At 46.1% G+C, this 21,771-nt stretch carries 27 protein-coding genes, 1 tRNA gene and 1 other RNA gene; 19 read left to right on the top strand and 10 right to left on the bottom strand.

The features are described 5' to 3' along the window. Positions 1-44: 44 nt before the first annotated feature. A complete protein-coding gene (locus ACMUEV_RS23580; protein WP_190649144.1) occupies positions 45-278 on the bottom strand; it encodes a hypothetical protein in 234 nt (77 codons plus the stop codon). On the opposite strand from ACMUEV_RS23580, the gene ACMUEV_RS23575 reads away from it, so the two are divergent. From ACMUEV_RS23575 to atpC, 10 genes are all read left to right on the top strand, one after another. Then, the gene (locus ACMUEV_RS23575) at positions 277-438 is read left to right on the top strand and encodes a hypothetical protein (RefSeq protein WP_172410470.1); all 162 of its coding nucleotides are present in this window, start codon (positions 277-279) and stop codon (positions 436-438) included. The two genes, ACMUEV_RS23580 and ACMUEV_RS23575, sit on opposite strands and share 2 nt — an antisense overlap. Positions 439-565: 127 nt before the next feature. After that, positions 566-1,249, top strand: coding sequence for a hypothetical protein (locus ACMUEV_RS23570; RefSeq protein WP_190649141.1), 684 nt, complete (start codon positions 566-568; stop codon positions 1,247-1,249). Positions 1,250-1,345: 96 nt separating this feature from the next. Then, positions 1,346-1,741: RNase P RNA component class A (gene rnpB, locus ACMUEV_RS23565), an RNA gene on the top strand. A 264-nt stretch (positions 1,742-2,005) separates the two neighbouring features. Further along, on the top strand, positions 2,006-2,614 hold the full coding sequence (locus tag ACMUEV_RS23560; protein WP_017286653.1) for a hypothetical protein: 609 nt from the start codon (positions 2,006-2,008) through the stop codon (positions 2,612-2,614). Between the two features lie 59 nt (positions 2,615-2,673). Next, positions 2,674-3,390 carry a ribonuclease III gene (gene rnc / locus ACMUEV_RS23555; protein ID WP_017286654.1) on the top strand — a complete coding sequence of 239 codons (717 nt, stop codon included), beginning with the start codon at positions 2,674-2,676 and terminating at the stop codon, positions 3,388-3,390. A gap of 27 nt (positions 3,391-3,417) precedes the next feature. After that, on the top strand, positions 3,418-4,416 hold the full coding sequence (locus ACMUEV_RS23550) for a Gfo/Idh/MocA family protein (protein WP_190649138.1): 999 nt from the start codon (positions 3,418-3,420) through the stop codon (positions 4,414-4,416). Positions 4,417-4,471: 55 nt separating this feature from the next. Beyond that, positions 4,472-4,903, top strand: coding sequence for an urease accessory protein UreE (ureE, locus tag ACMUEV_RS23545; RefSeq protein WP_190649135.1), 432 nt, complete (start codon positions 4,472-4,474; stop codon positions 4,901-4,903). Continuing rightward, the gene (locus ACMUEV_RS23540; RefSeq protein WP_190649131.1) at positions 4,887-5,540 is read left to right on the top strand and encodes an urease accessory protein UreF; all 654 of its coding nucleotides are present in this window, start codon (positions 4,887-4,889) and stop codon (positions 5,538-5,540) included. The genes ureE and ACMUEV_RS23540 overlap by 17 nt, the downstream gene beginning before the upstream one ends. Positions 5,541-5,781: 241 nt before the next feature. Then, positions 5,782-7,233, top strand: coding sequence for a F0F1 ATP synthase subunit beta (gene atpD, locus ACMUEV_RS23535; protein WP_017286658.1), 1,452 nt, complete (start codon positions 5,782-5,784; stop codon positions 7,231-7,233). Between the two features lie 82 nt (positions 7,234-7,315). Beyond that, entirely contained in the window at positions 7,316-7,726 is a 411-nt protein-coding gene (atpC, locus tag ACMUEV_RS23530; RefSeq protein ID WP_190649129.1) for an ATP synthase F1 subunit epsilon, read from the top strand. Between the two features lie 164 nt (positions 7,727-7,890). Here the strand turns inward: atpC and ACMUEV_RS23525 are convergent, their stop codons facing one another. Further along, positions 7,891-8,886 carry a pentapeptide repeat-containing protein gene (locus ACMUEV_RS23525; protein WP_026148450.1) on the bottom strand — a complete coding sequence of 332 codons (996 nt, stop codon included), beginning with the start codon at positions 8,884-8,886 and terminating at the stop codon, positions 7,891-7,893. A 46-nt stretch (positions 8,887-8,932) separates the two neighbouring features. Continuing rightward, positions 8,933-9,928 (bottom strand): hypothetical protein, encoded by a 996-nt coding sequence (locus ACMUEV_RS23520; protein ID WP_017286661.1) that lies wholly within the window; start codon positions 9,926-9,928, stop codon positions 8,933-8,935. A gap of 454 nt (positions 9,929-10,382) precedes the next feature. Between ACMUEV_RS23520 and ACMUEV_RS23515 the strand changes: the two genes are divergently transcribed. The 6 genes from ACMUEV_RS23515 (at position 10,383) to ACMUEV_RS23490 (ending at position 14,745) form a co-directional block, all read left to right on the top strand. After that, positions 10,383-10,703, top strand: a complete 321-nt coding sequence (locus ACMUEV_RS23515) for a 2Fe-2S iron-sulfur cluster-binding protein (RefSeq protein WP_017286662.1) — start codon at positions 10,383-10,385, stop codon at positions 10,701-10,703. Continuing rightward, a complete protein-coding gene (locus ACMUEV_RS23510; RefSeq protein ID WP_017286663.1) occupies positions 10,700-10,864 on the top strand; it encodes a hypothetical protein in 165 nt (54 codons plus the stop codon). The genes ACMUEV_RS23515 and ACMUEV_RS23510 overlap by 4 nt, the downstream gene beginning before the upstream one ends. Continuing rightward, positions 10,857-11,936 carry a DUF3326 domain-containing protein gene (locus tag ACMUEV_RS23505; protein ID WP_017286664.1) on the top strand — a complete coding sequence of 360 codons (1,080 nt, stop codon included), beginning with the start codon at positions 10,857-10,859 and terminating at the stop codon, positions 11,934-11,936. Before ACMUEV_RS23510 ends, ACMUEV_RS23505 begins: the two co-directional genes overlap by 8 nt. Positions 11,937-12,002: 66 nt before the next feature. Then, complete coding sequence (locus ACMUEV_RS23500) at positions 12,003-12,587, top strand: CPBP family intramembrane glutamic endopeptidase (protein ID WP_017286665.1); 585 nt, start codon at positions 12,003-12,005, stop codon at positions 12,585-12,587. A 562-nt stretch (positions 12,588-13,149) separates the two neighbouring features. Continuing rightward, positions 13,150-14,139, top strand: coding sequence for an RNA polymerase sigma factor RpoD/SigA (locus tag ACMUEV_RS23495; protein WP_017286666.1), 990 nt, complete (start codon positions 13,150-13,152; stop codon positions 14,137-14,139). Positions 14,140-14,334: 195 nt separating this feature from the next. Continuing rightward, positions 14,335-14,745 carry a response regulator transcription factor gene (locus tag ACMUEV_RS23490; RefSeq protein ID WP_190649126.1) on the top strand — a complete coding sequence of 137 codons (411 nt, stop codon included), beginning with the start codon at positions 14,335-14,337 and terminating at the stop codon, positions 14,743-14,745. 101 nt (positions 14,746-14,846) lie between these two features. Here ACMUEV_RS23490 and ACMUEV_RS23485 read toward each other — a convergent pair whose 3' ends face one another. Then, on the bottom strand, positions 14,847-15,269 hold the full coding sequence (locus ACMUEV_RS23485) for a hypothetical protein (RefSeq protein ID WP_190649123.1): 423 nt from the start codon (positions 15,267-15,269) through the stop codon (positions 14,847-14,849). A 170-nt stretch (positions 15,270-15,439) separates the two neighbouring features. Next, the gene (locus ACMUEV_RS23480; protein ID WP_190649120.1) at positions 15,440-16,000 is read right to left on the bottom strand and encodes a DUF2808 domain-containing protein; all 561 of its coding nucleotides are present in this window, start codon (positions 15,998-16,000) and stop codon (positions 15,440-15,442) included. A gap of 496 nt (positions 16,001-16,496) precedes the next feature. On the opposite strand from ACMUEV_RS23480, the gene ACMUEV_RS23475 reads away from it, so the two are divergent. Beyond that, positions 16,497-16,967: a DUF4149 domain-containing protein gene (locus ACMUEV_RS23475; protein ID WP_017286670.1), complete on the top strand. Its 471-nt coding sequence runs from the start codon at positions 16,497-16,499 to the stop codon at positions 16,965-16,967. 110 nt (positions 16,968-17,077) lie between these two features. Here ACMUEV_RS23475 and ACMUEV_RS23470 read toward each other — a convergent pair whose 3' ends face one another. The 3 genes from ACMUEV_RS23470 to ACMUEV_RS23460 are packed head-to-tail and all read right to left on the bottom strand — an operon-like array spanning position 17,078 to position 18,139. Further along, positions 17,078-17,368 (bottom strand): TMEM165/GDT1 family protein, encoded by a 291-nt coding sequence (locus ACMUEV_RS23470; RefSeq protein WP_017286671.1) that lies wholly within the window; start codon positions 17,366-17,368, stop codon positions 17,078-17,080. A gap of 3 nt (positions 17,369-17,371) precedes the next feature. After that, complete coding sequence (locus ACMUEV_RS23465) at positions 17,372-17,728, bottom strand: TMEM165/GDT1 family protein (RefSeq protein WP_017286672.1); 357 nt, start codon at positions 17,726-17,728, stop codon at positions 17,372-17,374. 60 nt (positions 17,729-17,788) lie between these two features. Then, complete coding sequence (locus tag ACMUEV_RS23460; RefSeq protein WP_017286673.1) at positions 17,789-18,139, bottom strand: YkgJ family cysteine cluster protein; 351 nt, start codon at positions 18,137-18,139, stop codon at positions 17,789-17,791. A 111-nt stretch (positions 18,140-18,250) separates the two neighbouring features. Here ACMUEV_RS23460 and ACMUEV_RS23455 point away from each other — a divergent pair. Together ACMUEV_RS23455 and ACMUEV_RS23450 are read left to right on the top strand one after the other, a co-directional pair. Continuing rightward, a tRNA-Met gene (locus tag ACMUEV_RS23455) sits at positions 18,251-18,327 on the top strand. Between the two features lie 211 nt (positions 18,328-18,538). Then, on the top strand, positions 18,539-19,153 hold the full coding sequence (locus ACMUEV_RS23450) for a hypothetical protein (RefSeq protein WP_144056151.1): 615 nt from the start codon (positions 18,539-18,541) through the stop codon (positions 19,151-19,153). Positions 19,154-19,158: 5 nt separating this feature from the next. On the opposite strand, the gene ppk1 is transcribed toward ACMUEV_RS23450, so the two are convergent. Next, positions 19,159-21,318 carry a polyphosphate kinase 1 gene (ppk1, locus tag ACMUEV_RS23445; RefSeq protein WP_017286675.1) on the bottom strand — a complete coding sequence of 720 codons (2,160 nt, stop codon included), beginning with the start codon at positions 21,316-21,318 and terminating at the stop codon, positions 19,159-19,161. Then, positions 21,318-21,539: a hypothetical protein gene (locus tag ACMUEV_RS23440; protein WP_017286676.1), complete on the bottom strand. Its 222-nt coding sequence runs from the start codon at positions 21,537-21,539 to the stop codon at positions 21,318-21,320. Before ACMUEV_RS23440 ends, ppk1 begins: the two co-directional genes overlap by 1 nt. Positions 21,540-21,771: the final 232 nt, after the last annotated feature.

Raw genomic sequence — 21,771 nt, 5'->3', positions numbered from 1 at the left:
ATTTATGTGCGATGCGCGGCGCATTATAGTGAATTCGACAAAAATCAGCCTCTCGATTTGTAAAGAAATTGTCGCGATCGCGCCTGTTCTCCCTCTTCATTTATGTTGCTATTTAAAACAAAAATACAAAGCTTTAAGAAACACCGAAAAAAGCCTGTTCTTTCTAACAAATTGATGCGATCGCTAGTCATTTTTTCTTGAAATCCTGATAATTGACTCAGTAAGAGATCATTCACCCATTGAATTGGTTGACCTAGAAACTTCAGAGGTGATTTCATGAGCGTTCCAAAAGTTGTAGTAGACGTAGTAGACTATTTCTCCGGCGCATTTGGTCGAATCTTCGGTTTAAGAGATGACCAGTATCCAGAGTCAGGAGTACAGCCATTTAGTGGAGATGTTTACGATCGGAAACACGCCAAAAAAGATTTTGAGCGTTAAATTAACTTCTAAATTTGTCTTGAAAAAATCGGCGCAATTGAAACTTGCGCCGATTTTTTGATCGATGAACACAACCAATCTCAAAATGGTATAAGAACAGAATCAAAACTGTATCTGCTCTAAGCGAATGACTGAACTCGATTTTGTCTTACTGACGGTCTATTTTTTGTGCGTTACTTACGTCCTCTACCAAATCGTCAATTCATTCAACGATGAAGTGATGGTCTGGCTCGACGAGGACGACTTAAAGCAGCAGCTCGCCGACCAAAATCTAACTGATGCCGTTGGCGTTAGCTTTAAGTTCAACAGTCGCTATGAATATCACAACCTGGAAAAGCTACAAATCCGAATCAATAACAAAACGAAAGATCGGGCGCTCTATGTCGATTGGGACTACTGTGTCTTAACCGAACAGTACGATAAGCGATCGCGTCGGGTCACCCGTTCCGTTCCTGGCGACTCGACTGATCTATTTCAGCGTCAAGTTTTCAGCGTCATTGCTCCTGGAAAAACCCTCTTCGAGGACATCTTTGCAGAAGACATGATGGCTCGCAAAGATAGCACGATCAAAGCAAGCAAAACTTTACTAGACTTTTCAGAACCCAATAAAAAAGCCCCCGAAGCCAAGAAAAAACTCTACAAAAACTTCGTCAATAGCAAAGAACCGTTCCAGTTCGATCTCGATCTCGTCTTGCGCTTCATCGGTTTCGGCACATCTCCAACCGGCGATCGCATTCGCCTCGTCTGCCGCTTCAACGTCCGCAAACTCGACTGGACAGCCGGACTTCCCTGGAATCCTAAGATGCCGTAGGAGCTAGGGAAAATAACGAAGCCCAAAATCATGATTCTTCTACCCCACTCCCCATCTCCCCACTCCCCCTCAATCAGCTAGACTAAACAACAGAGAAGAGTCAGCGCGGCGGTTGCGGATTTAGTTTTTCTAAATCTGAGGAAAGTCCGGACTCCCAAAAACCCAGACTTGCTGGATAACGCCCAGTGCGCGTGAGCGTGAGGATAGTGCCACAGAAAGATACCGCCAACTCCGTTGGTAAGGGTGCAAAGGTGCGGTAAGAGCGCACCAGCAATATCGAGAGGTATTGGCTCGGTAAACCCCGGTTGGGAGCAAGGTCAGACGAAACAAAGGTTGGGTTTTTTCCTGTTTCGGCGAATTGTTTGCGGACATGTCTGCGGACGATTGTGAACCGCTTGAGGTTGAAGGTAACTTCAATCCCAGATAGATAACTGCCCTCTCTATATCTTTGATATGAAGAGAACAGAATCCGGCTTATGTCTAACTCTTCTCGACCCGCTTCTAAACTCGTGGAAAACACGGACTTTTCCCTCGATCGCGCGCCCGATACTGAGAATCACTCCCTTCAGAAATTGTGATCCGCGCTTTTCTTCTTGAACTTACTTTAAACAGTGGGAACCAATATGTAGATTCAGCAAAGTCCATGAAAGTTAAGCAATGAGTTGGGGTTGCCTGGTCTACTATAAATGTGCTAAACGTCCGCGTCTGAGCCGTTCGTCAGTCAATCGCCCACTTGCACCCCCGTAGGGTAAGTCTGTGAAAAGTCAAGCTTCTACACTCGAACTCCCGAAGCATTCCGAGGTATGCCCGTCCTCAGAATCCCTGCTCGCAATTAGCGAACATAAAAAGAGCGGTTTAATCCTCTGTAAGCAATATCACGCAGAGTTTGCCGGACCCGGTGCAGCAGTGAATTGCGGCGTCGAACCGATTTATCGCGCTGTGATTGCGATCGGGTCTCCTGAATTAATTCCGACTCAAACCTTTGACGAACGTCGGCGAGCCTATGGACGAAGAATTCAGTGGGGACGATGGCTTCAGAAAATCGTCGAACATCCTGACCCGATGATGCGGGCGGAAAAATTATTAGCCGGATTTGAAGAATTTTTTGGGCGGCAAGTCGTGATTGGCTTACCCAGCGAAGTGTTAGCGCTTTTAGCGGGTGTCTTTCCGGGCACGATCGAGCAAGTTAGAGTCCAACACTGGCGGGGCAGCAGAACTGGAACGATGTCATTTCTCCCCGGTTCAGATCAGCTAAAAGTCACCACGATTTCGATGAATCGGCATGAAACGCCGGAAGTGCCCTTACTGACAAGCGCAACCGTTAGCGAAATCGAGCGCACCTATGCCGTTTTGAAATCCGCTTAAATTTGTCGGAGTGTCCTTTCACCCCTACGATGGGAACAGCCTGATTTTTTACTGATCCCATGTCTCTTGCCTACCCGCGCCGTCAGCAGGAACTCCACGCACTGGCTCAACGATTAGGGCTATCAAAGCTCGACGCGATCGACTGGAATTTGATGGATCTCGCGCTGATTCACATTACCTTCTCAGCCGAACGAAACTACGAACAGCTTGAATTCGTAGGCGATGCAGTGGTGAAATTAGCAGCTGCCGAATTTCTGCTCAAGACTTATCCGGATTTGAAAGTCGGAGAATTTACTGCAATTCGATCTGTTCTAGTGAGCGATCGTATTCTTGCCAAAATTGCAGATTCCTTTGGCTTCGATCGTTATCTTCTCGTCGCATCGAGTGCCAAATCTGATCCGGCTGGACGTGATTCTCGGCTTGCCGATTCTCTCGAAGCCGTTCTTGCAGCACTTTACCTAAGCACTCATAACCTCAGTTTGATTCATCCTTGGCTCGATGAGCAATTTCACCCCCTTGCTGAAGAAATTCTCGCTGATCCGGCTCGGCAAAACTACAAAGCTGCTTTGCAGAACTGGACACAAGGGCATCAGAAAACGCTCCCTGAATATCGCACTCAGGAAATGGGGAACACTCACAATGATCCGAACCGCTTTGTTTCAGAAGTCTGGATTCAAGGACGCTGTATGGGACAAGGAACAGGTCGATCGCGCAAAGCTGCCGAACAAGCAGCCGCGCAAGAGGCGTTTTTGGTGCTGAGCGGTCAGGAGACTTAACCAGCCCAAGATTTTAAGAGGTTGGTTATGTCAGAGCAAACAGCGATCGCACTGCTTGGCGTTGGACGTTGGGGAGCGCATCTTCTGCGGAATTTTCTTCACAATCCCAGAGCGCGAGTGGTGGCAGTCGTCGATCCCTGCCTTGAGCAATTAGAAGCGATCGCGAAACGGTTTGAATTAGACGTTTTCTGCACAACGCAGTGGCAAGACGTTTTAGAAATGAATGGATTAGATGCAGTTGCAATTACTACTCCCGCCACGACTCACAATTCTCTAATCACAGCCGCCCTGAAACAAGATCTGCACGTCCTCGCAGCGAAGCCGCTGACGTTAAGTTTTGCAGAATCAGTCCAACTTTGCCGTTTAGCTGAGCAACAACAGCGTCAACTCGTTATCGATCACACTTATTTGTTCCATCCTGCGGTGTTGCGGGGTCGAGAATTCGTCCAATCTGGCAAACTTGGGCAGTTGCGATATGGGTATTCAACGCGATCGCATCTCAGCCCCGTTCGCTCTGATGTCGATGCAATGTGGGATTTAGCGATTCACGATATTGCCATCCTAAATTTTTGGCTCGGTGAAACGCCTTGCCAAGTTGAAGCAAAAGGATCGACTTGGTTACAAGCAGGGTTAGCCGATACCGTTTGGGCGACTTTGACGTATCCTTCTGGCTTTGAAGCAAGACTGCATTTAAGCTGGCTCAATCCAGACAAACAGCGGCGATCGTGTCTTGTTGGCGAGAATGGCAGTTTGATTTTTGACGAACTCGCTCAAGATCAATTAACTGTACAGTGGGGAAAATTTGACGAGAAATTTAGACCGATCGCACAAAGCCGCGAAATTCTTCAACTACAAAATCAAGAACCGCTGCAACAAGTCTGCAATCATTTCCTAGACTGCGTTCAGCACAATCGAACTTCAGCAATTTCTTCAGGTTGGCTCGGTGCGGGGTTAGTCCAAACTTTAGTCGCACTTTCTGAATCGATGCAGGCAAATGGCAAAGCGATCGATATTCTAAAAATTTAGCCCTCTCAAATCACAGCACGATACTCTGAGAACAATTCGTTTTCAGTTTGTTATCGTGACTCCGACTTTCGTCCGACGCATTCCCCCTCAATTCTCACCGGATTATATTCTCTCGCTCACGGCTGAAGAGAGAACGCGATCTCGCTTTCTCTTCCAATCTGATGACGGGCAAGAAGTGTATCTCAATCTTCCCAGAGGCACAACGCTCAAAGATGGCGACTGGCTGGAATCCGATCAGGGAAAATTCGCCAAAATTCAAGCAAAGCCTGAACCCGTTCTCACCGTTACAACCTCACAGTCATTAGATCTGCTCCAAGCTGCCTATCACTTAGGAAATCGCCACGTTCCGCTAGAAATTAGTAGCGCGTATTTGAGACTTTCACCTGATCCAGTGCTGCAAGACTTGTTAGAACATCGCGGACTCCAAGTGAAATCTGAAATCGTTCCCTTTCAACCCGAATCCGGTGCGTATGGACACTCTCACTAAGCTTTTGCAATTGGCAAGTCCTGCTTTGCCTGTTGGCGCATATAGCTATTCAGAAGGATTAGAAACTCTCGTACATACAGGTGTGATTCACGATGTCGATGCTCTCGAACATTGGATCATTCAAGAATTAAACTATGGTGCAGTTCGGCTCGAAGCAGCCATGATGCTGCGATCGTATCGCGCCACACTGAATCAAGAGTTCGATCGCGTTCTGGAGTGGAATCAATGGTTTACCGCTGCTCGCGAAACCGAAGAACTGCGATCGCAAAGTCTACAAATGGGCGGTTCACTTTTACGATTATTCCGCGCGCTCTATCCCGAACCAATTCCAAATTTTCCAGACGGGTGCAATTTCGCTATCGCGTTCGGACTCGTCGCGGCACTCTGGGAAATTGAAGAATCCTCGGCGCTTCTTGCCTATCTGCACAGTTGGGCAACCAATCTCGTCAGCGCAGGCGTGAAATTAATTCCATTGGGACAAACTTCTGGGCAAAAGTTGCTGCTGAAGTTAGGCGAAGAGATGGGGAAAAGTACGATCGCGGATCTAAGCGATGATGAGCTTGAAGCGTGTGGCTGGGGATTCGCGATCGCCAGCATGTCTCATGAAACGCTCTACAGTCGATTATTTCGGAGTTAGTCAAAATTCTACAGCGTCTTGAAAAATCTCAAAACATGAGTTGAGTCCATCCTTGCTCACTCAGATTTGCGCTTCAATTTCTTCGCAGTGTCATAGACAACAAACGATCGCACAATAGGAAAAATTGCTTAATCATCTGTAACCCTTCAATGATAAGCTAACTCTTGGCGAATCCGCGCAACCCGTGTATTCACACGGTCTATTCACAAATAGTAGAACCACAACTTGTAGGGCGTTCTTCATGGTCACCACCGCAGAGAAAACAAACATCGGTTACATCACACAAATCATCGGTCCCGTATTGGACGTTCGATTTCCCGGTGGCAAAATGCCCCGAATCTACAACGCACTCTCCATTTCGGGTCAAACCGAATCAGGTCAACACGTTTCAGTGACCTGCGAAGTGCAACAACTTTTGGGCGATAACCAAGTTCGTGCGGTGGCAATGAGTTCCACCGATGGTTTAGTTCGCGGCATGGAAGTTGCAGACTTGGGCGCACCGATCAGCGTCCCCGTTGGAACCGCAACTTTAGGACGAATCTTTAACGTATTGGGCGAACCTGTGGACAACCAAGGTCCGGTCAATAACACTGAAACTTCTCCGATTCACCGCCCCGCTCCGAAACTGACCGAACTCGAAACGAAGCCGTCAGTTTTTGAAACTGGAATTAAGGTGATCGACTTGCTCACGCCCTACCGTCGTGGTGGAAAAATCGGTCTGTTCGGTGGTGCGGGTGTCGGCAAAACCGTCATCATGATGGAATTGATCAACAACATCGCAACGAATCACGGTGGAGTATCCGTATTCGCAGGTGTAGGTGAGCGGACTCGTGAAGGAAATGACCTTTACAACGAAATGATCGAGTCTGGCGTAATCAAAAAAGACAACCTGAACGAATCGAAAATCGCTCTGGTGTACGGTCAAATGAACGAACCACCGGGAGCACGGATGCGCGTCGGTCTGTCAGGATTGACGATGGCAGAATACTTCCGCGACGTGAACAAGCAAGACGTATTGCTGTTCGTTGACAACATCTTCCGGTTTGTGCAAGCCGGTTCTGAAGTATCCGCACTCTTGGGTCGGATGCCGTCTGCGGTAGGATATCAGCCGACTTTGGGTACAGACGTAGGGGACTTGCAAGAGCGGATTACCTCGACGACCGAAGGTTCGATCACTTCGATTCAAGCAGTTTACGTACCTGCGGATGACTTGACTGACCCCGCACCTGCAACCACCTTCGCTCACTTGGATGGAACCACCGTTCTTTCCCGTGGTTTGGCTGCAAAAGGAATTTATCCAGCGGTAGATCCATTGGATTCGACTTCGACCATGTTGCAACCCAGCATCGTTGGAAACGACCACTACGATACGGCTCGTGCAGTTCAATCGACACTGCAACGCTACAAAGAATTGCAAGATATTATCGCGATTCTTGGTTTGGACGAATTGTCGGAAGACGATCGTTTGACCGTTGCTCGTGCACGTAAGATTGAGCGCTTCTTGTCTCAGCCGTTCTTCGTGGCAGAAGTCTTCACCGGATCTCCTGGTAAGTATGTAACCCTGGAGAAAACCATCGCAGGCTTCAAGAAGATCTTGGCTGGTGAATTGGATGATCTGCCAGAGCAAGCATTCTACTTGGTTGGCGACATCGATGAAGCGATCGCGAAAGCAGAAAAAATGAAGGCGGGCTAATTGCCAGGAAAATCTGAATTGTGAAGGGTGAACTCTCATCCTTCACCGCTTCTCATTTCACCCTTTACCTTCATTTTTTACTATGGCTTTAACTGTTCGTGTAATTGCACCAGACAAAACAGTCTGGGATTCTTCGGCTGAGGAAGTGATTCTTCCTAGCACTACAGGGCAGCTGGGCATTCTCTCAGGTCACGCTCCCTTGCTGACGGCTTTAGAAACGGGCGTTCTGCGCGTTCGGGCTGAGAAAAATTGGGTTCCGATCGCAGTGATGGGCGGTTTTGCGGAAGTCGAGAAGAATGAAGTCACGATTCTAGTCAATGGGGCAGAACGTGGTGAAGATATCGATCGGACTGCTGCTCAAACTGCTTACGCGGACGCACAAACCAAATTTGCTCAAGCAGAACAAGGTGGATCTAAAGAAGACCAATTGAAAGCAACTCAAGCATTGAAGCGTGCGCGCGCTAGATTGCAGGCTGCTGGTGGTCAGGTTTAACTTTAAATTTGAAGTCTTCAATCAACGTTGAGAGGGTACGATCGTACCCTCTTTTTCTGCTTTAAAGCAGCGTTATCAAGTGCTAGATAGAGAAGACAATTAAAAAATTGGGTGGTTTCGAGAGAGGGTTTGTATGAGTTCTTCTATGTTCTTGGAACGACAGGTTACGATACAGTTGAACCATCGGGTTGAATCATAGAATCCGTGATCGCACCTGTCATTAAAGCACTACTCATTTCAGCGCGTGTAAAATTCGCACGAGTCAGATTTGCCTGACGCAAATCAGCACGTCCCAAATAAGCGGCGACTAAAACGGCATCCATTAAAATTGCATTCTGCAAATCCGCACGACTTAGATCTGCTTGATTCATTTGAGCGCGCGTCAGATTCGCACGATCGAGCTTCGCTTTATGTAATTTTGCATGGTTTAAGGTCACTTCTGAGAGATTCGCTTGGCTGAGGATTGCTTGATTGAGAATCGATCGATTCATCTTTGCGTCTCTGAGGCTCGCTTGAGTCAGATTTGCCTCGCTCAGGTTCGCATCGGTCAGAAAAGCACCGCGTAAAATTGCCTCACTCAAATTCGCTTGCGCCAAGTTAGCCTCTCTCAAACTCGCTTCGCTGAGATTTGCACCTGCGAGATTGGCGCGACTTAAATCCGCTCCACTCAGATTTGCGCCGCGTAAATCCGCCCCACGTAAATCGGCTCCGCGTAGCGTTGCGCCTTCATAAGCGCGTTTCTCCTCTCTAAAATTTGCGCCGCGTAAATCCGCCCCGCGCAAGTCGGCTCCGCTAAAATTTGCATTTCGCAAATCCGCTCCACTAAAATTTGCATCTAATGCGATCGCGAGTGAAAGGTCAGCCCCACGCAAATCGGCTCCACAGAGAATTGCGCCGTGTAAATCTGCATCCCGTAAATTCGCATTGAGTAAATCGGCTTGACTGAGATTTGCACCGCTCAGGCTCGCTTGCAACAAGTTTGCCTGGCTCAGATTTGCGCGATTGAGAAAAGCTAGAATTAAAACTGCATGATTGAGATCTGCCTGAGCCAAATTGGCGCCAATTAAATCCGCCCCTATCAAATTAATTCTGCTTAAATTTTGACTCGAAAAGTTGAGTTTTCCGGCATCATACTGTCGCATCAATTCTTGAGCATTCATCGTCATGCAGCCCTACAAAGATCTTGATGTTCAGTTTTCCCAACTTCTAGGAAAATGCGCGAGTCGATCGTGCAATTGTTGTATCTGCAAGACTACTCACGCTAGAGACTTGTTGCAATTTTTGCCGGAGATCGTTGTAATCCTTTTTCAGAGATCTGATTAGCACAGGCACAATCTCTAGATAAGTATCTGGATCTCGCAGTTGGCTCGCTTTACTATTTAAAAGCTGCTGGAGTTCCTCGATCGTTGCCGATTGAATCACAACGGTTCGCAGTAATCCATCTAAGCTATAAAGTTTGAGATTTGACCAATCTTGCTCACAAAACTCGAACAAATAGTAAACGGATGAAAACAGTAAAACCTTTGTCTGTAGAGGGTTTACAGATTTGAGAATCGCACACCGAACATCAAATAAGTCAATCGGATCACACAGCGCTAAATTGTCTGCTGGTTGATCATTGCCATACAGGGGTTCTACTTCACGAATAATGATCTCTGCAATCAATGCATACTCAACCGATTTATTCAAAGTCTTCACCATTTTATTCAACCCCGATCGCAGTTCTGCAGTGGTGGGATACTGTTTGATCAAAGTATCAATCAGGTCCGGAAGAGCGGTTTGTTCAATGATGTAAGAATTCGCTTCCCAATATTTTTTACAAGTGTAGATAAGAAGCTTCTTGATGCGATGAATGTTGATATCTTGTTCTAATTTCGTGGATCGCCGTGACGCGCTAACCATCGTGACCGCACCTTCGGCATAAAGTCCCTCTAGAACAGAAAGAATGATTTGTCCAATTGCGGCATATTCTTTGGATTTATTCAGCGTTCCGATTTGATGAGTCAGACGAGAGCGCAATTGGTCGAGTGTCGGATACGCGATTCTGACTTCTTCGATCAGTGATCTCCACTGGCTAGCATCGAAAAGGGACATCTCACTCTCCCAATGATTTCGACACACGTAAACTAGTAACTTTTGAATCCGAATTGCACTCGGATCTTGGTCAAACTGATTCACGATTGGAGCAATCGGATCGTTCATCTCTTTCTGGGTCAAAGCTCATCATTGGTTAGAATGCCCGAATCAGTGCTGGTCTTAACGAGAGTAAAATGCGATCGCATTGCTGCTGCCGTTTTCCTGAAATCAGTACTATTGCTATTGCTGTTCCTTTTGCCTGATCCACCCGTCAATATCAACTCAAAATTATTTATCCCCGCAGTTGGATCATTTGACGTGAAGAGAGCACGATAGATCACTCTTAGAAATATCTGAAAATATGGCACGAGTAGCGATCCTACTAGTAGAAACCTCGTGATCGACAAAGACGCACTTTTCAGGTCTTACAGCAGCATCTCACTTGGCTATTAAATTCCGACTGAGAAGAGGTTAAGGGGCTATTAACTGAGGATAAATTTAGAATGGTCAGCAAAAACTTTTGCGCTGGCAGGATCGCCACTCGTGATGGATAATAATGATCCTCCAGACATCATTGTTTATGGCTACTTATACTGTCGAAATTTCACATCAAGGTCAGATCTACACGATCGAAGTGCCCGACGATCGCACGATTCTCAGTGTTGCGAATGACGATAAAGGTTTGAATCTCCCTGTATCCTGTACAGCGGGCGTTTGTACGACCTGTGCTGCGTTGATTACAGAAGGCACAGTTGATCAAACAGACGGGATGGGTGTAAGCCCCGATTTACAAGCGCAAGGATATGCGCTGCTTTGTGTCTCGTATCCGCGATCGAATATCAAACTCGAAACCGAAAAAGAAGAAACCGTTTACAAAAAGCAATTCGGACAGCAAGGATGATCACGGATTTTATTACGATCGAACTTTCTTTAGCTCCCGTTCGAGAGTTACATCCACTTATCGAACAAAAACTGCGTCAATTCGGTGAGCCTCTGCGGTGGGCAATTACTCGAATTGATGCAAATACAGTTGAAATCGAAGCGGTCGTGACTCGTGAATAAACCATCATTTACGGTTGGGCTGATTGTTCCAACTGGGATTGGAGCTGCAATCGGCGGATATGCAGGGGATGCAATGCCTGTCGCGCGCGCGATCTCGGAAGTTGCAGATTGTTTGATCACGCACCCCAATGTTCTCAACGGCGCACAACTCTACTGGAATCTACCGAATGCACTTTATGTAGAAGGCTATGGGTTAGATCAGTTCGCTGCTGGACATTGGGGACTGTTACCCACTACCTCGAATCGGATTGGCTTGATTTTGGATCAAGCTATCGAACCTGATCTGAAACTAAGGCATTTACAAGTTGCGGATGCTGCAAGAGCCACATTAGGACTAAATATTTTGGACTATGTGGTCACAGATCAGCCTTTGAATGTTGAACTAAGAACGGCAAAGTCCGGCGCGACCTGGGGCACGATCGAGCATCCTGATAGCTTATTGAGAGCAGCTGAGAAACTCATTCAGGCTGGAGCCGATGCGATCGCAGTTGTCGCTCGATTTCCTGACGATACAGGTAGTGAAGCATTGCAGAACTATCGACATGGGCAAGGTGTAGATCCGCTATCTGGAGCAGAAGCGGTGATCAGTCATCTCATTGTGCGCACATTTCATGTGCCTTGTGCACACGCGCCTGCTTTGTCTGCGTTACCCCTTGATCCTGATCTCTCTCCGCGATCGGCAGCGGAAGAATTAGGACATACTTTCTTACCTTGTGTCTTAGTCGGCTTGAGTCGTGCGCCACGATTTACAGAATTTCCTAAGGCTCATGCAATTTGGGCGGATCAAATGAATGCTTTAGTGATTCCTGCTTCTGCCTGCGGAGGGAGTGCAATCTTGCATCTCAGTCAGACACGCACGCGAATTATTGCCGTGCAAGAGAACCAGACAAAGCTTAATGTTTCCGCAGAAGCTTTGGGAATTCGCGCAACAATCGTCAAATCTTATTTAGAAGCGATCGGGATTTTGATCTGCGATCGTGCAGGGATCAACCCGACAGCGTTAAGTCCAGAAATCGCTGCTCTCAAACGGTTCGATCAATCGATTCGGGGATCGCAACTTACAGGAATTTAGCCTCTAGTTTCCTTTCGAGCGCTTGAGTTATACTGTGAGCCTTAAATCAAGCACCTTAAATTTACTGTGGCACAACAAATTCCTGATACGCCGGAAATGCAGCCGCTAACTCGTACCCAAGTTCTCATTGCAATGGGGGTAACCGCGGTTGTTCTATTAGTTGTTTCTAAAATTTGGCTTCATTTTAGCCAGTTATCAATGTTGCCCGTTCGCTTCTCAGTTCAAGCCTTGCTTGAAGGACTAGCATTAGGCGTTGGCATCTCGATTGCCAGTGCGATCGTCTACCGGATTTGGGGAGAGTATCGCAGAAGTGCGGATCAATATCTCACGATGGTGATCAAACCCCTGCTCGTTCCTGATCTGCTTTGGCTTGGGTTACTTCCCGGGTTAAGTGAAGAACTCTTATTTCGAGGGGTCATGCTGCCAGAGTTTGGCTTAGATGAGCTTGGCGTTCTGTTATCAAGCCTCTGTTTTGGAGTCCTGCATATGAGCAATCTTAAACAATGGTCGTATGTCGTATGGGCATCCTTAGTCGGCATAGCATTAGGTCTGAGTGCCGTTTGGACAGGAAATCTCTTAGTCCCGATTGTGGCGCACATTCTGACGAATCTCGTTTCTGGCGCAACTTGGAAATTGAGCAACCGCGACTAATCTACTGTCAATCTTTGCATTAACACGCCCTGAGTGTACTTTAGGGCGTGTTTTTTTGGGTTATCCCATTCAAAAGTGTCAATCTTCGACTTTTGTCTTTAACTCTTCAAATTAGTGCGCTATTTTTTGTAGTCTAAGTTACTCTACAAAGACACTAATTTCAAAATTCAAATTGAATCGATCCAGGTTTCTTTGATTCCTCCGCAATATTTCGGAGAAACATCACAATTTCAAATTTCTTCAAAAAACCACTGCAATTCCCCGGATCTAATTCTTAAAATGAGTTAGTGTAACTGTACAACTCAGTGAAAGTTCTGGACAGTTACTTAAGCAAAAACCGATTACTATACCGCCTTTCCACCGTGTTGTTTCTTCCGTATAGCTACTGAAATTCAGCGAAAAAACGGACTCATTTCAATTCATAAACTAAGCCTTGATAAAGTGCATAAAAAACAATCAAAAAAGCGTTATTTTACTGAACCAAACTCAAACATTTCGATTACAGTAGGTTGCAGTTGAAGATGACTTTCCGAAAAAATTAAAGACCCAGCGTAACCTGACAATGGCAACTAAATTACCCACTGACTCCTTTCCGGTTGACTCAGTTGTAACTGAGGGCGATATCGATCTTTCCGAACTCGAGTCTCTCGAAAATGAAGATCTTTCACCCGAAGCTTTGGCGAAATCGCTGCGTGGTAAAACCAGCGAATATTTAGGTCTATCAGATGACTCGGTTGGAATGTTCCTGAGAGAGATGGCACGCTACCCCCTTTTAACTCAGGCACAAGAGATTGAACTCGCTAGAGAAATTTCAAAAGGTGGAGTCATAGGAGAGCGAGCAAAGCGGAAGTTAGTCCGGGCAAATTTGCGCTTAGTTGTTTCGATCGCGAAAAAGTACCTGAATCGGGGCGTACCTTTCTTAGATCTAATTCAAGAAGGGGCGATGGGTCTGATGAGGGCTGCTGAAAAGTTCGATTACGAACGGGGTTATAAGTTCTCAACCTATGCCTACTGGTGGATTCGTCAAGGGATCACCCGTGCTATTGCGTCTCAATCGAGAACAGTGCGCTTACCCGTACACATGGTTGAAAAGCTCAATCAGGTTCGTAAAGTTCGGCAAATGCTTTCTCAAGAACTCGGTCGCAAGCCGACCAAGCAAGAGTTAGCAGGTGCGCTGGATATGGAGGAAGATAAGTTAGAGCAGGTTCTAGACGTGAGCCAGCGTACTTTATCGCTTCATGCTTGGGTGGGACGCGATGAAGATACTGAATTAATGCAACTGATCGAAGATGCAGATAATGTTGCACCCAACGATAATCTGGATCACAAATTATTAGTCGATCGCCTCAACTCCGTGTTGGATCATTTGAGCGATCGTGAGCGTGAAATTATTAAGTTGCGATTTGGTTTAACGGATGGTCAGCACTACACCCTGAGCGAAATCGGTCAGATCTATGATTTATCCCGCGAGCGTGTGCGCCAAATTCAAGCGAAAGCGATGAGAAAGCTACGTCACCCTCGTCGTCAAGCCTTATTGAAAGATTGGATGTAAGTTTTCAAGTCTGTCGGTTGCTATCAGCGATGCTTCTTCTAAATGCTTGATTTAGTAAAAGGATCGCTGATTTTTTTTGCTTCTCCTCGCTCTTCTCCAAAATGGCTGACTAGATTAATCCTTGCGGTAGAGGTTTTCAGAGTGTTCGTCTCGCTACACTCTCCTGTAACACTCGAATTATCGGTCGGTTGTCCCATGCTGTCTAGTGAGTGCAAAGTGTTGCGTGTTTTAATTGTCGATGATCATGAACTAACCCGATTTAGCTTGAAGTTAGCAATGCAGCGTCAAGCGGGAATCGAGTTAGTAGGTTTAGCGAGCAATGGACGAGAAGCTGTGGAAATGGCGGATCGGCATTGCCCCGATGTGATAGTTCTGGATCTACAAATGCCTGTCATGGATGGGCTGAGTGCTTCAACTCAGATTAAGAGCGTGCATCCCCAGATTAAGATTTTGGCGTATTCGTCGTTAGAAGATCCTCAGACTGAGGTGATGCTGCAGACGGCAAAAGTGGATGCGTTTTGTAATAAAGAGACGGCAGTGCAGGATTTGATTGCGATAGTCAATCAATTGGGGCAAGAAGCGGAACACAAGAAAAGTCACTCTTAATTAGAATGCCGATCCTGTTAGAAGGATCGGCGCTCTTGTTGATTTGAAATGATCGTGTTTGAGAGCAGATATGTTCGTATCGAGCGGCTCATTTGTCTGCTCTATTGCGGAGAAATAGACAATGTATAAGGATTTCGCGCCCGTCCTCTGTCTCCTACAAAGACTGAATAATTGTCTTTTGTCCATCGCCCTGGAATTTCCACCTTGCCGTTAGAAAGACGATCAGCTTGGACACAAAAATTTTGTCCTTGTGTACCGATGATCAATAGTGTCGGTTCGCCGCTGCCTTGAAGTGTAAATTTGAGATTACGATCGGCAGTGACTTGAACGGTGTGATTTGGACGATCGCCAATGAAGCCAGCACAGCTTGAATCTTTTTTGTCACCTCCGGATATGCCATTGAGAGTAATGGGCGACGTATTAGAGGCGATCGAGACCACTTGTTGACTTGCAGCGAGATTAGACATTGCGAAAACAGCCATGATCGCAGTCGGAAAAATTGACCAGCGTAGAGAAGCTTGCATGATGGGTTCACTCCTGGGGACTCTCACAGTTTCAGTATGACTAGTCACAAAATCGATTTTGGTGCAAGATGTTCCTGTTCCCGAAGTGGCACTAAAGCTTGCGGAATAGAAGATACAGAGTTTGCAGCCGCGCAAGGGTTGATGTGGGATAGAAACAGATCGATCTGTAGCTAATGCCGAAATCGAGGACGGAAAAAGAACGAATCAAAGCGATTGTCGTAAATTGAGATGCGCCCAAATCCTAGAAATTGTCCATAGGCTGGATCGCCTGTGGGAAAGGCAGTGACTCCAAACAGGTAGACTCCTCCGTAAGCTGGGTTGCGCTCTGGTGCAAGTGCGATCGTCACTCGTTTTCCAGCCGGAACTGGTGGATTGAAGTTAACAGTTACGGCTTTGGTTTTCTCGTCAAGCGTAACTTCACCGAGTCCAAGTTTAGTGCGCGATCGTCGATCGCCGTCGAAGGCTTCTGTTTCCTTGAGATTGAACCGAACCCGATCAACTCCATCGTCTTGAGCGATCGTCACTCGTTGCAGGGGTTCGCCCGAATTGTCTGGAATCTCTAACGTAAAGTAGTAGGTTGCGCTCCAAGCATAGACATGATTCTGAGTGGTGGATGCACCGACTAGCCGAGGTGGGGAGACAAAGTAAGTTGTGCCTCGAACTTGTACGGCTTGAGCGGGAAGCGTCAAGCTCAAAAGACTGAAGACAATTGCAGCGAATTGGCTTTTCATAAAGCGATGTAGAGCAATACTTTCAGTCTAAGCGATCGTACTTTAAACCGGAGTTTAAGAGAAGATTAACTTATATTAACTTCGATTTTTAACTATTAAACTCGCTCGTCAATTTTGGAGAGAAATGCTAATTTAAATGCAGACACAGAGAGATGTTTCTCCTCAATCTCCATACCACCGCTTTGAGTTCTGTGTCTCCGCCTCAAAGCCCCTGCAACTGGATATCTTGCTGTTTTCAGAAGATACGTAGCCAATTGAGTTTGTACTGTTATCAATTAAGGAGGATATTGCATCTCTCAAGATGGAAGTTGCAGGATTCTGATCAGTTTCGATTTATATTTTAATGTTCGATTACCTGAATAGAGGATCTAGTTTTTATCGCTAGATCCTCTATTTTTGATCTAAATTTCTTTGCTAAGTTTCTTGTCTCAAATCCATTGTCTAAAGTGGGATTTGTTAGGCTGAATTTAGAGTAATTCGAGCATAGGTCTGCGTTATGACTGTCGCTTCAAAAGTCAGTTCCAATTTTGTAAATTGGCGAAAGATTTTGATCCTCACCTTGGCATTTTGGATCAGCAGTAGTGTGTTGCTTGATTTGGTAGTTCTGCCAAGTCTATTTGCAGCTGGAATGATGTCGCAGCCTGATTTTGCAACGGCTGGATATGGAATTTTCTGGATATTTAATCGCTTAGAATTGCTTTGTGCTGCTTCGGTTTTGACGAGTGTTTTAGTTCAGCAGCAGTCTGAGAAGACTTTAACTTCGATCGTATTAGCTGGAGTGTTGTTTGCGATCGCGATAACTTGCACCTATTTGCTGTCGCCTCAGATGAGTGCGCTCGGCTTGAATCTGAATCTCTTTGCGCCTGCGCAAGTTCCAACGGGAATGGATCAGCTTCACATCGGCTATTGGATGCTTGAATCGTGCAAGCTACTTGCAGGGGGATGGCTGCTGAAACGTGAATTTTAGACAAGTTTGGAATGGTGAATTCCAATTCGTGCGGTGAACTCCATTGAAAAGCCTCCAGCATTTGGAGGCTTTTTCTCTAATTTTTTCTAAATTGTAGAATTGCAATGGGGTTACGCTTCTTCTTCGCAGTTGCTAAACCAAAGGAGTCGTACGGCTAGGATCAAAAATCCGATCGCTGCAATGATTTTTGTCCATTTTGTCGGCAAAAGCTGTGCGGTTCCTTCTCCAAGAATCACACCAATAAAACTGGCTAAAACTAACGCCGCTACAGTTCCAAGAAAAATTGCTTTGGGAGAGTTATTGCTGTTGCTGCTGAGCGCGATCGCGGCAAGCTGACTTTTATCGCCTAGCTCTGCTAAAAAGACAGTGACAAAACTAATGCCCATTAATTGCCAGTCCATAATTTACATCCCCATGACATCGACAACTAACAGCGCTGCAACTAATAAGAGAATTCCACCGGTTGCTTTTTCCAAGGTTTTTGGAGAAACGTTTTGACAGAGCCAACGCCCGACCAGAACGCCGACTAAGCTGGTTGCCACGAGTGCAGTCGCAGCGCCCGCAAACACGATCCAAGGATGATGAGATTGAGCGCTCATCAGCAAGGTTGCCAGTTGGGTCTTGTCGCCTAACTCGGCTAAGAAGATCGTGATGAAAGTGGAACCGAAGGCGCTCAGAAAATTCGCCTTCAGGCTCGGCTGGGTCTTTTCAAGAATGATGACTTCTTGTGTTTCAAGGGTGGGGAGGTCAGGAGAAGGCATGAAACTACTTTCATTTTCTTTTCATTATTCTGACACTATACCCGCAAATGCTTTCTTTTGCTAGAGTCCAATTTCTCGCTCAAATTTCAACGACTCCAAACTGCGATCGCCATAAACGGCTTCGATCTGTTCGCGACAGCAGTCGATCGCGAACTCGTTTAATTCTTCTGGCTCAATGCCAAACATCTCCTGAAAGGTTTCCGGCGTGACGCGGCAAAAGCTCGGTCGAGTGTCATAAATTTCGCATTCGCGAGTCGTTTGGTTGAAATTCACACACCAGCCGTCTTCACCGACCATGCTGAGATACAGATGGAGTTGTTCGGGATTGAGATAGGTTTCTAACTCTGGTCGATCGCTCGGATCGAGGTTGCAGCAAGCTCCACAATATTTTACGCACCGCCAAGTTGCCATGATTTCGGCTCGAATAAGAACCTCTCTATCTTCTCTTTTTAAATTGGGTATTGCAACTTTTGGGAACTTGGGGTTATACTAGTTGAGTTGCCAAGCGAAAGCACACAGCGACGCGGGGTAGAGCAGTCTGGTAGCTCGTCGGGCTCATAACCCGAAGGTCCATGGTTCAAATCCATGCCCCGCCACCAAATCTAAAGCGGTAGATTCAGAAGAGTCTACCGCTTTAGTCGTTTAAACAGATTTTAATTTTAAATCTATTGCAAAGTAGTAGGTCGAATTAGCTGACAAAGAGTTTTATTATTGCGCGCTCCGCCCGGAGGTTTAGCTTTGGGCAGAATGAAAATTGCAGTGCAAGAAACTTCAGACGTTTTGTCAGTCAATCGGCTCCTAGGAGGGTAGATGATGTACATCCCTGCAATCTTTTTTGGCTCTTCCAAAGAGGTGCGAGATCGCTGTAAGGGTTTGGTCAAACAGTTTCTCAAAGGGACATCCTGGCAAGAAATTATGAACGCTCAGGAATTAATCAGCACACAAGACCATCCAGGCTTAATTGTCCTTCATGGGCCAGATCGCATGATGGATAGCTATGGCTCACATTTTCACTGTTACAGACTTTGGGAGCAACTCAAGGAACAGCAGTATAAAGGCAATGTAACTTGGGATATGGAAGATGAGATATTTAATACGTCCCTTCAAGCTGATTGGGGCTTACTTGGACTATTGGCGTTGAGAAATGAGCCTTGGGTTTGGTATCGAGAAAATCTTTATTCAGTTGAAGACTGGACAACAAGGCGTTGTATTCCTATCATTTCTGCTTGTTTAAGATATTGGAACGGTATATACGCAGAAGGAAATCGGTTTTCAAATGGTTCTGCGACAGCAAACAATTTGTGGGCATTGCCTAATAGCCTTAAATACGTGCTAGCAAATTTAGGCGTTCCATTACCAGTTTTACAATCTCCTCTTCCAGAAGGTGGGCTACAAGCCATTTTGCCACCGGAACTGTTGGCGTAAAGCAATCAACTTTGTTTCTGTGCCATGTCCATAAAAGTTTGCTGCGAACTCTGCTCAGCTTGATCCGCTTGGGGTTTGCGCTGGACATATTTACCATCCGACTGCAAATCCCAGGCGTGACGGTTATCTGCCAGCATAATGCCTAAAATTTCTTGCAAATCTTGAGCCAGACTCGGTTCTTCGACAGGGACAACTGCTTCAACTCGGCGATCGAGATTTCTCGGCATCCAGTCAGCACTGCCAATAAAGACCTCTGGCTCACCATTGTTGTTGAAATAGAAAATGCGCGCATGTTCGAGAAAGCGTCCCACAATGCTGATGACGCGGATATTCTCACTAATCTCGGGCAATCCGGGGCGCAGACAGCAAATTCCCCGCACAATCAAATCAATTTGAACCCCCGCTTGCGAAGCCTCATACAATGCCATAATCAAGCGCGGATCAACCAAAGCATTCATCTTGGCAACAATTCGACCTTGACCGCCGTTCTGTTGATGCTCAATTTCACGCTCGATATATGCCAACATACGATCGCGCAAATTCACAGGCGCAACCAATAATCTGCGATAAGACTGCTGCCGTGAATATCCGGTCAAATAGTTAAAGAGATCCGTTAAATCAGCGCCTAGCTCCTCTCGACAACTAAAAACCCCTAAATCGGTATAAAGGCGAGCTGTCTTCGGATTATAGTTACCTGTGCCAATATGCACATATCTTTTAATTCGGTCTTCTTCACGTCGAACGACTAAGACAAGCTTCGTATGAGTTTTTAGCCCGACTAACCCATAAACAACGTGAACCCCGGCGCTTTCTAACTTTTTCGCCCAATTGATGTTATTTTCTTCGTCAAATCGAGCTTTGAGTTCAACTAAAGCGGCAACTTGAACGCCATTCTCTGCGGCTGCAATTAATGCTTGAACGATCGGAGAATCCCCTGAAGTTCGATATAGGGTCATCTTGATTGCCAGCACATTCGGATCGTGGGCTGCTTCTTCAATAAATCGCTGCACACTGCGAGAAAAGGAATGATACGGGTGATGTACCAGCAAATCCTGCTTTCGCATGACTGAAAAGAAGTTCTCATCATGCGTTAAAGCTTCTTGCACAGGGACTTCATTAACTCTTTTGAGCTTCGGATGTGTAATCGGACTCCAGGGGGGATCTTTTAGCTCTGGAAGCGGTAATCCTCCAAACATAAACAGATCGCGCAGACAGAGTAGACCCTCGATTTCATAGACATCTTCTGAAGAAATCTCCATCTCTTCGATGAGCATCGATCGCAATTGTTCGGGCATCGATGGATTGACTTCAAGGCGCACGGCAGAACCACCGAATCGCCGCTTTCTCAATTCTTCTTCGATCGCGGACATCAAATCATCGGCTTCATCTTCTTCGACTTCTAAATCGGCATTGCGCGTGATTCGGAAGGGATGATATTCCTGAATGTTCATGCCAGGAAATAATGCCTCTAGATTGTGAGCAATGACTTGCTCGAGCGGCACACCTGCCCAGACGGTTGCCCGACTTTTTGCGATCGACGTTGGCAGATCTTGCGTCTCGATCGGCAAAGGAATAAATCGTGGCAAAACTTTCGGAACTTTTACTCGTGCATACAGTTCCTCGTCGTCTACCGGGTCTTTGATCACAACCGCTAAGTTGAGACTGAGATTGGAAATGTAAGGAAAAGGATGTCCAGGATCGATCGCTAACGGAGTCAGAACTGGAAAAACTTTTTCCTCAAAGTATTGATGTAAGTATGCTCGTTGTTCTTGGTTAAGATCGATATAGTCCAGTAGATAAACGCCTTGTGCTGAAAGCTGCGGGCGCAGTGCTTCTTCAAAATGACGATGCTGTTTTGCAACAAGGGGACGTAAGCGATCGTTGATTAAATTTAACTGTTCTTGAGGCGTGCGACCATCTGGACTCAGCTTTCTTACCTGAGCTTCAATTTGCTCTTTGAGTGCTCCGATGCGTACCATGAAATACTCATCTAAGTTCGAGCTAAAAATCGCTAAAAACTTTAAGCGCTCAAGTAAAGGCGTGCGTGGATCAAATGCTTCATGAAGAACTCGGCTATTAAACTCAATCCAACTCAACTCTCGATTCAGATAGTACTGCGGATCATTGAGATTAATTTCCACCGTCGCTTGCTTACGCCGTCGCATTAGAACACCTCATCTTCGATTCCAACCCACCATTCGCCCAAATTCATCACATCCTGATGAATATCGGTCACTCGCTGTTCATATTCTTCTAAGGATAGCTGCGATCGTTGTTCTTTCAGCTTCATGAGTCTAAGCTGAGCGAGCAACCAGGGTTTTGTCACATTTCCAGTTTGCTCAAGATACCGGGCAAATTCGGTGCTGTTTAATTCGTTGCTGCTCATGAACACTTGGAGTTAAGGATACTTTTATTGTTGCGTTATTTTTAGCGATGCGACGCGATCTCATCGACCAATTTGGGCAAAATTAGCGTTTAGTTCTGTCTTTGCCAAAACTGTAGTTTCGCAGGATCGGTCGTATGATCCCAGCCGTATTGTTAAACTAAGTGTCAAAATCTAAAGAACTGTGTGCTTTCCCACCAGTTTGGAAATGCTTTGCGTAAGATTGAAAGTAATA

The sequence above is a fragment of the Leptolyngbya sp. FACHB-1624 genome, assembly GCF_047649235.1.
GTDB classification, from domain to species: Bacteria; Cyanobacteriota; Cyanobacteriia; order Leptolyngbyales; family Leptolyngbyaceae; genus Leptolyngbya; species Leptolyngbya boryana.
Note: the sequence above shows the minus strand (reverse complement) of the source record. Positions and strands in the feature narration are given on the sequence as shown.